Source organism: Robertmurraya kyonggiensis (genome assembly GCF_005116465.1).
Taxonomy (GTDB): domain Bacteria; phylum Bacillota; class Bacilli; order Bacillales; family Cytobacillaceae; genus Robertmurraya; species Robertmurraya kyonggiensis.
The window spans coordinates 256,395-268,421 of record NZ_SWBM01000005.1 but is presented as its reverse complement, the minus strand read 5'-3'; the positions used below and the strand labels follow the sequence as shown (position 1 = coordinate 268,421).

Here is a 12,027-nt window from a genome sequence, read left to right as displayed (position 1 = left end):
AAGCTTCTCCTAGAATGTTTTTAATATGCCCCTTTTCGATTAATCACCTGTACAAACGTATTAAATAATATCTTAATATCGAGCTGTAATGAACGATTGAATACGTAATAAAGTTCGATATCCACCCGCTCTGGGTAGCCAACTGTACTTCTTCCACCTGATTGCCAATAGCCCGTAATACCTGGTTTTACCGATAGAAACTCTTGAACTCTCTCTTTATATTCTTGTAATTCAATATCTACCACAGGTCTTGGGCCAACAAGACTCATTTCACCTCTCAAGACATTAATAAATTGCGGAAATTCGTCAAGACTGGTATTGCGGATAAATTTCCCGAATTTCGTCAATCTAGGATCCTCTTCTTGCTCTAACTTATAATTGTTCTTTAGATATTTTTGATAAAGGATTTTATTTTTCAATAATTTTTCCTCTGCATCGATGACCATGGAACGAAACTTGTACACTTCAAACCTCTTTCCGTTTTTCCCTACTCTTACTTGTTTGTAAAACATGGGCCCTTTGTTTTCACCTAATTGATAAATTGCAAAAAAAAGCAGCATCAATAAAAAAAGCACTAATATACCTATTAGCGCCCCCATTACATCCATTATTCTTTTTATGATTAAGAACACTTTATCATCATTCCTACTAGCGACTACGTAGTCCTGACTTGTAAGCTTCCTACTATTCACCTGAGACTCCAACTACTTTACCCCCTCAGACAACTTCTCCAATGATACTTTATTGATTAAATAGCGAAGCAGGTCATCTCTTAACTCATCCTGACTCAGGGCAAATTCAATTATCGTTTGAATAAATCCTAATTTCTCTCCAACATCAAAGCGTTTTCCTTCAAATTGATAAGCAAACACACTTTGGACATTATTTAATTGTTGAATGGCATCAGTGAGTTGGATTTCTCCTCCTGCCCCTATTTCTTGTTTATCTAAAAAAGTAAAGATTTCAGGAGTAAAGACGTAACGACCAATTATCGCCAAATTCGATGGTTCTTCACCAAGTGCTGGTTTCTCGATCAGGTTCTTAATCTCATAACGTCTACCTAATTGTTTTTTAAAATCTACAATTCCATAACGATCCGTTTCACCTGTAGGTACATTTTGGACAGCAATAACGGAAGAGCCAGTTTTTTCATATTCATTCATCAATTGACGCATGCATGGTACTTGAGACTGAACAATGTCATCACCCAGCAAGACAGCAAATGGCTCATCATCGACAAATTTCCTGGCACACCAGACCGCATGACCTAATCCTTTTGGTTCCTTTTGGCGAATATAATGAATATCTACCTTTGACGGTGCCTGAACCTTTTCAAGTAATTCAAACTTGTTTTTTTCCATCAAATTATTTTCAAGCTCAAATGCATTGTCAAAATGATCTTCAATTGCTCGTTTTCCTTTCCCAGTTACAATAATGATGTCTTCAATTCCAGAAGCAATTGCTTCTTCTACAATATATTGGATGGTGGGTTTATCAACAATGGGTAGCATTTCCTTCGGCATTGCTTTCGTTACAGGTAAAAATCTCGTTCCAAGTCCTGCTGCTGGAATAATCGCTTTTCTTATTTTTTTCATATCCCAATCTCCCCTAGTTCCACTTTTTATAGTTCATACATGATACTTTCTCGAACCTCGCTTTCGCTCTATTCGATTTAAAACCACACCAAGCAGCTGAGCTTGTGCTTTTTCCAATAACTCCTTTGCCTCTAAAGCTGCATTTTTCAACGTTTTTCTACTACTAATCACGAGTACCACACCATCGCATTGATTGGCTAGTACTTGAGCATCTGTAACAGAAAGTGCAGGTGGTGTATCAAAGACGATAAAATGATAGTCAGTATACATTTCCTTCATGAGCACCTTCATTGAATTAGAATTTAATAACTCGGAAGGATTTAATGGAATAGGACCGCTTGTTAGAACATCCAAATGTGGAATATAGGTTTTCGTTATGGCCTCATCTAAATATACTTCTTTCCTCAATGCACTAGTAAGTCCTATTTGATTGCTAATATTAAAAACAAGGTGGAGTGAGGGCTTCCTTAAATCCGTATCAACAAGTAGTACCTTTTTTCCCTGTTGAGCTAGAACAATAGCAAGATTGGTAGCTGTGGTAGACTTCCCTTCACCTTGCTCTGGTGACGTAATCATAATCGATTTGATTTCTTTATCCACAGCTGAATACAAAATGTTTGTTCGAATTAGTCGATACTGCTCTGTTACAGACATTCTCGGGAAATTATGGGCAAGCAACTCTACCGAATTCTTACTTTTATTTTTTTGCTTACGTCCCAAATGTCTCAACCCCTACTTCATGTAATTTAGTGGCTTTTTTGACTTTCTGTTTTGATATTTCTTCAATCGAACCGAGCACTGGTAGAGCTAGAAATATATCTACTTCTTGACTGTTCTTAACCGTGTTGTCTAAGTATTCAGATAACAAAGCCCAACCAATTCCAAGTGCCAAACTCACCGATACTCCAGCCGCAATAATCAATAATGGTTTTGGTTTTACGGGTACCCGTTTCTCTTTTTGCTCTGCTTTTGCTAATACACTTACATTATCCACGTTCATAATGTTTTTAACTTCTTTTTGAAATGTATCAGTAATTGAATTGACAATTTTCACAGCCATCTCTGGATCACTATGCTGAAACATTAAGGAAAATACCTGAGAATTACTTTGACTTCCTACTGAAATTCCTTTATTTAGTTGCTCAACGCTTGTGGATAGGTTAAGATTTTCAATTACCTTCTCCAAAATTGCTGGGCTCTTGATAATAACACTGTAAGTGTTAATTAAACTGATATTACTCTGTTGTTGACCAATATCAATCATATTTTCCGAGTTTTTCTGATTAACTAATATTTGTGTAGAAGCCTGATAGACTGGAGTCAAGTAGTAGTATGTTACAGCACTACATATAAGAGCTGCAAAGATGGGGATTGTAACAAGAAGCTTCCAGCGATTAATTAGTATTTTAAATATATCCTTTATACTGATTGATTCTTCCATGTGAACCTCCATAGTTATTCCCAAAGCCACGTGGTATGTATGAGAGATATTTGACAAGGTATACGACGTGGACATGTAAAATAGTTTCCTAGTCTATTTTTCATTCTTCCATTTAATGAATTCAATCAGAGTTTTGTATTCTTCTATCTGATCTTTCTCAATACCTAATTCCTTAAGTTCATGCATCAAGACAACCCATTCGCAATCATACGAAAGATGTTTATCAAAATCTGTCCCTGTCTTTAAAAGTGTGACCAAATCTACATTTAAGACAGTAGCAATTTTTTGAATGACATCGAGGGAAGGGTTCTGGTGAATATTGCGTTCAATATTACTTAAGTATGATTTTGAAACATTCGATAATTGGGCGAGCTCAGTTAATGTATATCCTCTTTTCCTTCTAATTTCTCCAATATTTTTACCAATCATTGATTAAATGCCCCTTTTTCTACTCACCAAATTAAGTGTTACACGTGTCGTCACTTACAAGTCAGATGCTATTCATTACTAAAACTAACCTCTCCAATATACATTCTCATTATCTATTCATTAGGAAGATATTAAAGCTATCACTTCGTCTTACTGAAAGTAACCAATAATGACACAATTACACACCTCCAAGTTCTATAAAATAAATATAAATCCTTAACTATAATGTCTTCTGATCTTATTCCCTTAAAGTTCCAATATGTGTAAAAATAGGTGATATATAGTTCATGATATTTATAAGAGAAAACTTCATAGTTAAGAATTTAAGCATAATTAAAGTGGGCATCTAACCCATCCTCACATCACACTTTTGACGACTAGCGTCTAAGGTTGATTACAACCCACAGCATAACCGAGTGCCTTCATTGATAATGGCAAGAAGACATCGCCAATTTTTCATTAAATCCCTTATTAGATTACAATAAATTCTTTATAAAGAACAAAATAAGAAAATAAAAACCGTTCATATCATTCTTAATAAAGAACGTTTGAATCAAAGTCATTTGATAAAAAACTTTTATTTTGTTTTAATATGATTATTTTAATTCTTAATAAAGAACAGGTCAATACATTTCTCAAACTAAATTTTTCCAAAAATAGACTTAATTCTTTAAAACTACCCTTTTCCCCTCATTCGTAGTACCATGTAAAAATACGAATTGATTGAAGGAGATTTGCATTCATGAATACACAGGAACAATGGACATCGAAATTAGGTTTTATTTTAGCCGCAGCAGGGTCCGCCATCGGGCTCGGTGCAATTTGGAAGTTCCCTTATGTTGCGGGAACGAATGGAGGAGCAATCTTCTTTCTTATCTTTATTTTAATGACCATATTTATCGGGGCTCCAATCTTAATTGCTGAATTTGTGATTGGACGACGTACACAGAAAGATGCGATTAGTGCTTATCGTGAACTTGCACCACGTTCCCCTTGGCAATTGCTTGGTTACTTAGGCGTCATTGCGTCGATTATATTGTTATCTTTTTACAGTGTTGTCGGAGGATGGATTTTATCGTATTTATGGAGAAGCTTTACAGGGGCATTTTCGGGATTAACTCAAGCGGAATACGGCTCCTTATTTGAAAATACGATTGGCAATCCAGTTGAAGCAGTCATTGCTCAGCTTATCTTTATGATTTTAACGATTTGGGTCGTTCGAGGTGGTGTACAAAAAGGAATCGAAAAGGCAAATAAATATATGATGCCTGCATTGTTTATCCTTTTTATCGTACTAGCTATCCGCTCCATGACGTTACCAGGAGCATCCACCGGTGTTGAATTTTTACTCAAGCCAGATTTTAGCCATATATCCGCGAATACGTTGTTGCTTGCTTTAGGCCAATCATTCTTTGCTCTAAGCGTCGGTATTTCCGTAATGGTCACTTACGCATCTTATTTATCTAAAAAAGAACATATCGTAAAGTCGGCTTTCTCTGTAGTCGGATTGAACATTTTGATTTCGTTATTAGCAGGGCTAGTGATTTTCCCTGCAGTATTCGCTTTAGGATTCGAGCCTACTGCTGGACCCGGGTTAGTGTTTGTCGTGCTACCAGCTGTTTTTAATGAGATTGTGTTCGGTGGCTTCTTTTTTGCGATATTCTTAGTTTTACTCTTATTTGCCACATTGACTTCTGCTTTTTCAATTTTGGAAATCGTTGTGTCGGTATTAGTGAAAAACGATGCTCGTAAAAGAAATAAGGCCTCCTGGTTAGCAGGCATTGTTATTTTTGTCGTGGGAATTCCAAGTGCTTTGTCTTTCGGAAGTTTAGCGAATATCACAATAATGGATCGAAGCATTTTTGATTTTGCTGATTTCCTTGTGAGTAACATCAGCTTGCCACTTGGCGCGTTCTTCATTTCTTGGTTTGTCGGCTACCGCATTCCAAAACAAATGGTAAAAGATGAGCTAGAATCGGGAACAAAAGGATTAGGAATACTTTTTAACGTGTGGTATTTCGCGATTCGTTTCATTGTTCCGATTGGCATACTACTAGTCTTTTTGAATTCAATTGGGTTAATCTAAGAGTTAACAAAATATTCAAGTAAGCGCAGTTTAGAGACAGTCCTTCCATGATACAATGAAAATAGAATAGATCTGATTTGTTATGAAAGGACGGTGTGACCATGGCTTCAATTGGCGAAAATATAAAGCTATATCGGGAAAGAGTGAATATGTCCCAAGAGGATCTCGCACTAAAAATTCGTGTCGGTGCTGCGAGAATTGAGAGTTACGAATCCGGGGAACAGATTCCAACGAAAGAAACCATCCTTAAAATTTCAACTGTACTTGATATTCCTGCTTCAGAGATTATGGATACTAGAGCATTGTGAGACCTAAAGACTTGTTCAAGAGGACAGCCGAATGTGGCTGTCTTTTTCTTTGGTTATTGTTGGATGGATTTTGAGAGTGGAGATGGGATTTCATAGTTACCACTGGGTTATCTCTTTCTTCGCAACGGGCATTATAGAGCCTTCATAGTTACCATCCGCTCTCCTTTTTCTGCACGAAGGGCATTATGAAGCCTTCATAGTTACTATAGGAACCTATTTTCATGCACCACAAACATTATAAAACCTCCATCTTCCCAAACAAACAAAATGAAAAGAACGCCACCCGGTGATGAAGGCAACGTTCTCCCCAAACATATACTATGGTCTTTCAATAAAGCTCTTGATTCTTTTAATCGATTCCTGAAGCTGCTCCATTGAGGAAGCATAGGAGCAACGGATATGTCCTTCTCCGCTTTCGCCAAACACATCTCCAGGCACGACTGCAACCTTTTCCTCAAGCAATAACCGTTCAGCAAACTGAGTCGAGGTTAGACCTGTACTTTTGATGGAAGGAAATACGTAGAATGCTCCACCTGGCACATGGCACTCTAGTCCCAATTCATTCAAACTATGTACAAAATAGTTTCTTCTGCGGCGATAGCTCTTTCTCATATCTTCCACATCACCGCGTCCATTTTTTAATGCTTCTACTGCTGCAAATTGCGCCATCGTCGGTGCACACATCATGGCATATTGGTGAATTTTTAGCATCGCCTGCGTGAGTTCTTCTGGTGCACAAACAAAGCCAAGTCGCCAGCCCGTCATGGCAAAACCCTTGGAAAAACCAGAAATAAGAATTGTTCGCTCCCTCATTCCTTCAATGGCAGCCAAACTAACAAATTGTTCATCGTAAGACAACTCTGCGTATATTTCATCTGATAAAATCAGCAAATCATACTTTTTCGCCACTTCCGCAATGCCGATAAGATCCTCACGGCCCAGCATCGTTCCGGTTGGATTGTTCGGCGAGCATAAAATAATTGCCTTCGTACGAGACGTAATCACCTGCTCTAACTCTTCTTTTGAAACCTTAAAATCATTTTCCTTTTTTGTGTTCACCGTAACAGCCTTACCACCTGCTAAAACTACTAACGGTGCATAGGAAACAAAGCTAGGCTCGATCACAATTACCTCATCGCCTGGATCGACAATTGCTCTTAAAGCAATATCCAACGCTTGGCTAGCCCCTACTGTTACAATGATTTCATTTTTAGGAGAATACGGAACACCGAAGCTCTGCCCCATATAAGCCGAAATTTCTTCTCTTAATTCCATCAAACCAGCATTCGCCGTATAGGAAGTATAACCTTGTTCTAATGACAAAATTGCTGCTTCTCGGACAGACCAGGACGTAACAAAGTCTGGCTCCCCTACCCCTAAAGAAATGACTCCTTCCATTCCAGCAGCCAAATCAAAAAAACGTCTAATGCCAGATGGCTTTAATTCTTCTACTGTCTTTGATAAATAACTCGTTTTTTTCATATTAAGGAGACACCACAATTCTTCGGTCATCATCATTTTGTTCAAAAATTGTTCCGTCATGCTTATATTTCTTCAGTATAAAATGAGTTGTTGTGGAAAGTACTGAGTCTAATGTAGAAAGCTTATCCGACACAAAGTGTGCCACCTCATTCATCGATTTTCCTTCAACAACAACAGATAAATCGTAAGCACCGGACATTAAGTAAAGTGCCTTCACTTCTTTAAAACGATAAATTCGCTCAGCAATTTCGTCAAAGCCAACTCCTCGTTTTGGAGTTACTTTTACATCGATCATCGCTGTTACACCTTCATGACCAGCAATTTTGGACCAATCAACAATAGCTGAATATTGAACAATGACGTTGCTTTCTTCAAGTTTCTTGATTAAACCTTCTGTTTCTTCTAGACTTAAATTTAACATTTTCGCGATATCTTCTGTTGAAGTTCGTGCATCTTTTTCCAAAATTTCTACAATTTCAAGCTCTTTTTCAGTTAGCTTCATAAAGACCACCTTAATCCTTCATAAAATATTTAAATTATAGCAAAATATCCATTAGTTGAATATTTTATTTTTACCTATTTTGATAAAAACATTTTTGCAAAGGAGGATTGTTCATGGAAAATCCCGATTACAAAGGTCACAAGTTAATCAACGGCAACGACCTTTATTACGAGTATTATAAAAATGAATCGTCCTCAAGAACCGTCGTATTAATTCACGGCTTTCTTTCCTCTACCTTCAGTTTTCGCCGTTTGGTTCCTTTGCTGCAGGAAGAATACAATGTTCTTTCAGTTGACCTTCCCCCATTTGGAAACAGTGGGAAATCAACGCAATTCGTTTACTCTTATGAAAATATGGCCAAATCAGTGGTGGAGCTTACTCAACAGTTAGAGGTCGATCGATTTGTTGTCATTGGACATTCGATGGGCGGACAAATTTCTTTAAATATTGCTCATATGCAACCGGAACTCGTGGAGAAAGCTGTACTACTTTGTAGCTCAGGTTATTTAGAAAGGTCCAAGCAGTCTTTAATTTTGCTTAGCTATATGCCTTTTTTTCATTTATTTGTCAAGCGACACCTAGCCAAATCAGGCGTACTGAAGAACCTTCAAAATGTCGTTTATCGTCAGGAATTAATTGATGAAGAGATGTTTCATGGTTACATGAAACCATTTTTAGAAGAACAGATTTTCAAAGGATTAACTCGATTACTCCGTGATCGGGAAGGTGATTTACCAGAAGATATTTTGCAAAAAATCGAGACTCCTTGCTTATTGATTTGGGGAGAACAAGATAAAGTCGTGCCGTTACATATTGGTAAACGATTGAACAAAGATTTGAAGAACGCCAAACTTGTGGTCTTACAGGAAACCGGTCACTTAGTGCCAGAGGAGCGGCCAGAAGAGGTTTTTTCACATATTAAGGAGTTTATCGAAGGGGCATAAGGCCCCTTTTTATATGGAACATGACCCTTCATTTTTGATAAGCAATAGCTCATGAGCAATACTTATACATTTTTCTAAAGGAATAATTTCCTCAAAGGAAAACTCATAAATCCCTTGAATTTTCCGTGCAAGCTTTTCTTCATCTTCAATATAATGAACCGCTGCAGCAGAATCAGCAACCTCTGGATCATATGCTTCCTCACCAAGCTTTAGGGGATCCCATTTTTTCAAAGCCTTCACGAGTCTTAAATTGGTTTCTAACAATTCCATTCTGATCACCTAATTGATTTATATTTTCTCTCCAATATTTTATCATAGGTATTAGTAAGAATATATTCTGAGAAACGGGGTGTTACAATGGGAAATTATGATTTTGATAAAAGGATCGACCGCCACAATACAGCTTCCGTCAAATGGGGACTAAACCGAGTTATTTTTGGTACGGACGACGTGCTGCCGATGTGGGTGGCAGATATGGATTTTGAACCTCCTCATGAGGTAACAGAAGCCCTCAAAGAGCAGCTGAATCACGGCATCTATGGTTATACTTACATACCTGAATCAGTGGCTGATGCCATTCAATTATGGGTGAAAAAGCGGCATGATTGGGATATTCAAGCTTCTTGGATTTTATACAGCCCTGGAGTTGTACCTTCTATCGGAGTCGCCATCCATGCATTCACACAGCCTGGAGATAAAGTACTAATTCAATCACCAGTCTACACACCGTTTTTTAAAACGATTGAACAAAATGATCGTGTTGTCGTGAATTCACCACTTATCTTAAAAGGTAACCGCTATGAAATTGATTTTGCGGATTTTGAGGAGAAGCTTAAAGAAGGCGCGAAGCTTTTCGTCCTATGCAATCCACATAATCCAAGTGGAAGATCTTGGAGTGAGAGTGAATTAAGAAAAATCGCTGATTTGTGTATTCAATATAATTGCCTAATCGTTTCTGATGAAATTCATTCAGACTTAATGTTCAAGCCGAGTCGACATATCCCGATTGTGTCATTGGACGAAAAATATCAAGATCATATCATAACCTTTGTTGCACCGAGCAAGACATTTAATTTAGCAGGTCTTCAAGCTTCTGCTGCCATTATTCCAAACACCGAACTTCGTAAAGCTTTTAAAACGACACAAGGAAAGCTTGGGTTCTTTCATTTGAATATCTTTGGTGTTACGGCAATGGAAGCAGCCTACCGTCATGGGGAGCCTTGGTTAGAGGAACTCATCGCCTATGTGAAAGAAAATATCGACATCACTACCGATTTTATTGAACGAGAATTGCCGGAACTGACTGTCATGCAGCCTGATGGTACATATCTTCTTTGGATTGATTGCCGTAATCTTGGTTTGTCCGATGAAGAAATAAAAGAAAACCTGATTAAGAAAGGTAAACTTGGCCTTGAGCCTGGTCCGAAATATGGTCCCGGTGGCGAAGGATTTGTCCGCATGAACCTTGCTTGCACACGCGAGACGCTTATGGATGGACTTGACCGGTTAAAAAAAGCATTCTCCTAACTGAATTTTCGGCAGCCACTAAACACTTTCAAGCAAAGTAAAAGCTACCTAGCTCTTAAACTAGGTAGCTTATTTATCTTGTTGTTCTTTTAGCATTTTTTCTTCAAGTTCTTTCGTTTTTTCTTCGTCACGCTTCGATTTTTTGATGATCCAACGCATCGTAATAATCGCTGCAATTAAAAAGATCGCAGACGTGATTCCTGCAGGGATATATTCTGTTTTATCCTCAGGAAAATATAAAAATAGTGAAAGCACACCCCAATGTAACATCTGTTTCTCCCTTTCTGTCCAACCCTTCTCTTTTGTTCATTATATCCTCACAAACTTGGAATTCAAAGCACTTTGTTTTTCATTCAGATTGGGTCATAATGAGGATTAAGCAATTAGAAAGGGGCAAAAACATGAGCGAATTGAAGATCGGCGATTATGTAACTGCGTTTTACAAAACGGGAAAATATATTGGAGAAATCACAAATATACGGGAAGAACATTATTTGGTGAGGGTATTAGCCGTGGCTAAGCATCCGATGCAAGGTGACATACATACTGGGAAGGAAGTGGACGTTCCTTTTTTCCATGAAAGACGTGCCCTTGCTTATCGCGAACAGGCGAATATGCCGAAAAAAATGGTTAAGCCTTACGAGGGAGAAATTCCAGAATATAAGGATTCCTTAAAAGAAGCTGTAGAGAAAATAAAGGGTGAGTTACAAGAGGACGCTTCTCCTTGGGCACAACAAAGCTTAAAACATATCGAAACCCTTGAGCAAGATTATTTTAAATGAATATAATAATAAGCCAAATCATAGGATAGAGATTTGGCTTATTAGGCAAAATTATTGAACAGCTTGGAGAAATCGACTCGGTCTCCAATCGTTGTTGGTTCATGTTGCTTTAAGTATTTTTTGTCCTTTTCAACTAGATTGAAAATATGATAGGTAGTAAGAGCGTCATCTAATGCTCGATGATGCTTTCCAACCCCTTCTTTTCCATATTCCTCGACAGCCTTCCATAGGCCCGTTTGATTTTGGTCTCCAAAAAAACGCTTGTACTCCATCGACAAATCGATTTCCTGGCTCTTTATCGGAAAAGAAAAACCACCCTTTTGGCAATTGTTGCGGAGAACCTTCATATCCATGTTCCCCCAAGTTACGACGGTACTCTTTTTCGAATCAGAGGTAATATCTTCAAATTTTCGAACTAACTCTGCAAAAGACATCCCTGTGTCCACTTGTTCCTGTGAAATATTCAAAAATGACTTGCAGCGTGCAGACAAGATGGGAAAACGTACGGGCGTGACATAAGAAGAAAATGTTTCATAAATTTGATTATTGCGCACTGCTACAATTCCGACTTCAATAATCTCAGGAAAAAAACCACGATACTTGGCACTTTTTTCAGGCATCGTAAATTCAAAGTCTATGAATAAATATTGGTGCTCCACCATTTTTTCTCCCTCCCTCCTTAACTTATTATTTATTCCTGTATGTAATCCGCCATTCCGAAAATCTTGAATGGCTATTAGATTTATTCATTATACCATTTTTTAGAATTGTTTTTTAACTTTTCTGTGAAAACTTCTTGCTGAAATTACCTAGTAAAATTGAAAATATTGTTGAGTTATTTTTCGTATAAGTCTCTTTTTTCGACACAAATTGTTCTATAATGAGGTAAGTTCAAATAATTTACAAATGGTACTAGGAAGGAACGACTAAT

At 37.6% G+C, this 12,027-nt stretch carries 15 protein-coding genes; 5 read left to right on the top strand and 10 right to left on the bottom strand.

Features of this window, described 5'->3' with window-relative positions; all coding sequences use genetic code 11:
* Positions 1 to 20 precede the first annotated feature (20 nt).
* The 5 genes from FA727_RS18935 to FA727_RS18915 form a co-directional block, all read right to left on the bottom strand.
* Positions 21 to 632, bottom strand: coding sequence for a sugar transferase (locus FA727_RS18935; RefSeq protein WP_246041968.1), 612 nt, complete (start codon positions 630 to 632; stop codon positions 21 to 23).
* Between the two features lie 72 nt (positions 633 to 704).
* On the bottom strand, positions 705 to 1,595 hold the full coding sequence (gene galU, locus FA727_RS18930; RefSeq protein WP_136833096.1) for a UTP--glucose-1-phosphate uridylyltransferase GalU: 891 nt from the start codon (positions 1,593 to 1,595) through the stop codon (positions 705 to 707).
* Between the two features lie 33 nt (positions 1,596 to 1,628).
* Complete coding sequence (locus FA727_RS18925; protein ID WP_136833095.1) at positions 1,629 to 2,315, bottom strand: CpsD/CapB family tyrosine-protein kinase; 687 nt, start codon at positions 2,313 to 2,315, stop codon at positions 1,629 to 1,631.
* Positions 2,305 to 3,036, bottom strand: a complete 732-nt coding sequence (locus tag FA727_RS18920; protein ID WP_136833094.1) for a YveK family protein — start codon at positions 3,034 to 3,036, stop codon at positions 2,305 to 2,307. The genes FA727_RS18925 and FA727_RS18920 overlap by 11 nt, the downstream gene beginning before the upstream one ends.
* Before the next feature lie 93 nt (positions 3,037 to 3,129).
* On the bottom strand, positions 3,130 to 3,465 hold the full coding sequence (locus FA727_RS18915) for a helix-turn-helix domain-containing protein (protein WP_136833093.1): 336 nt from the start codon (positions 3,463 to 3,465) through the stop codon (positions 3,130 to 3,132).
* Between the two features lie 742 nt (positions 3,466 to 4,207).
* Between FA727_RS18915 and FA727_RS18910 the strand changes: the two genes are divergently transcribed.
* The gene (locus FA727_RS18910; RefSeq protein WP_136833092.1) at positions 4,208 to 5,551 is read left to right on the top strand and encodes a sodium-dependent transporter; all 1,344 of its coding nucleotides are present in this window, start codon (positions 4,208 to 4,210) and stop codon (positions 5,549 to 5,551) included.
* Between the two features lie 101 nt (positions 5,552 to 5,652).
* The gene (locus FA727_RS18905) at positions 5,653 to 5,859 is read left to right on the top strand and encodes a helix-turn-helix domain-containing protein (protein ID WP_136833091.1); all 207 of its coding nucleotides are present in this window, start codon (positions 5,653 to 5,655) and stop codon (positions 5,857 to 5,859) included.
* A 318-nt stretch (positions 5,860 to 6,177) separates the two neighbouring features.
* On the opposite strand, the gene FA727_RS18900 is transcribed toward FA727_RS18905, so the two are convergent.
* Both FA727_RS18900 and FA727_RS18895 read right to left on the bottom strand, forming a co-directional pair.
* Positions 6,178 to 7,341 (bottom strand): aminotransferase, encoded by a 1,164-nt coding sequence (locus FA727_RS18900; RefSeq protein WP_136833090.1) that lies wholly within the window; start codon positions 7,339 to 7,341, stop codon positions 6,178 to 6,180.
* Between the two features lies 1 nt (position 7,342).
* The gene (locus tag FA727_RS18895) at positions 7,343 to 7,843 is read right to left on the bottom strand and encodes an Lrp/AsnC family transcriptional regulator (RefSeq protein ID WP_136833089.1); all 501 of its coding nucleotides are present in this window, start codon (positions 7,841 to 7,843) and stop codon (positions 7,343 to 7,345) included.
* A gap of 113 nt (positions 7,844 to 7,956) precedes the next feature.
* Here FA727_RS18895 and FA727_RS18890 point away from each other — a divergent pair, with 113 nt between their 5' ends.
* The gene (locus tag FA727_RS18890) at positions 7,957 to 8,787 is read left to right on the top strand and encodes an alpha/beta fold hydrolase (RefSeq protein WP_136833088.1); all 831 of its coding nucleotides are present in this window, start codon (positions 7,957 to 7,959) and stop codon (positions 8,785 to 8,787) included.
* A 9-nt stretch (positions 8,788 to 8,796) separates the two neighbouring features.
* Here FA727_RS18890 and FA727_RS18885 read toward each other — a convergent pair whose 3' ends face one another.
* The gene (locus FA727_RS18885) at positions 8,797 to 9,057 is read right to left on the bottom strand and encodes a DUF1871 family protein (protein WP_136833087.1); all 261 of its coding nucleotides are present in this window, start codon (positions 9,055 to 9,057) and stop codon (positions 8,797 to 8,799) included.
* A gap of 87 nt (positions 9,058 to 9,144) precedes the next feature.
* Here FA727_RS18885 and FA727_RS18880 point away from each other — a divergent pair, with 87 nt between their 5' ends.
* Entirely contained in the window at positions 9,145 to 10,314 is a 1,170-nt protein-coding gene (locus tag FA727_RS18880; protein WP_136833086.1) for a MalY/PatB family protein, read from the top strand.
* Positions 10,315 to 10,383: 69 nt separating this feature from the next.
* Here FA727_RS18880 and FA727_RS18875 read toward each other — a convergent pair whose 3' ends face one another.
* Positions 10,384 to 10,584, bottom strand: a complete 201-nt coding sequence (locus FA727_RS18875) for a hypothetical protein (RefSeq protein WP_136833085.1) — start codon at positions 10,582 to 10,584, stop codon at positions 10,384 to 10,386.
* A 131-nt stretch (positions 10,585 to 10,715) separates the two neighbouring features.
* Here FA727_RS18875 and kapB point away from each other — a divergent pair, with 131 nt between their 5' ends.
* On the top strand, positions 10,716 to 11,096 hold the full coding sequence (gene kapB / locus FA727_RS18870) for a kinase-associated lipoprotein KapB (RefSeq protein WP_136833084.1): 381 nt from the start codon (positions 10,716 to 10,718) through the stop codon (positions 11,094 to 11,096).
* Between the two features lie 41 nt (positions 11,097 to 11,137).
* Here the strand turns inward: kapB and kapD are convergent, their stop codons facing one another.
* Positions 11,138 to 11,758 (bottom strand): 3'-5' exonuclease KapD, encoded by a 621-nt coding sequence (kapD, locus tag FA727_RS18865; RefSeq protein ID WP_136833083.1) that lies wholly within the window; start codon positions 11,756 to 11,758, stop codon positions 11,138 to 11,140.
* Positions 11,759 to 12,027 lie beyond the last annotated feature (269 nt).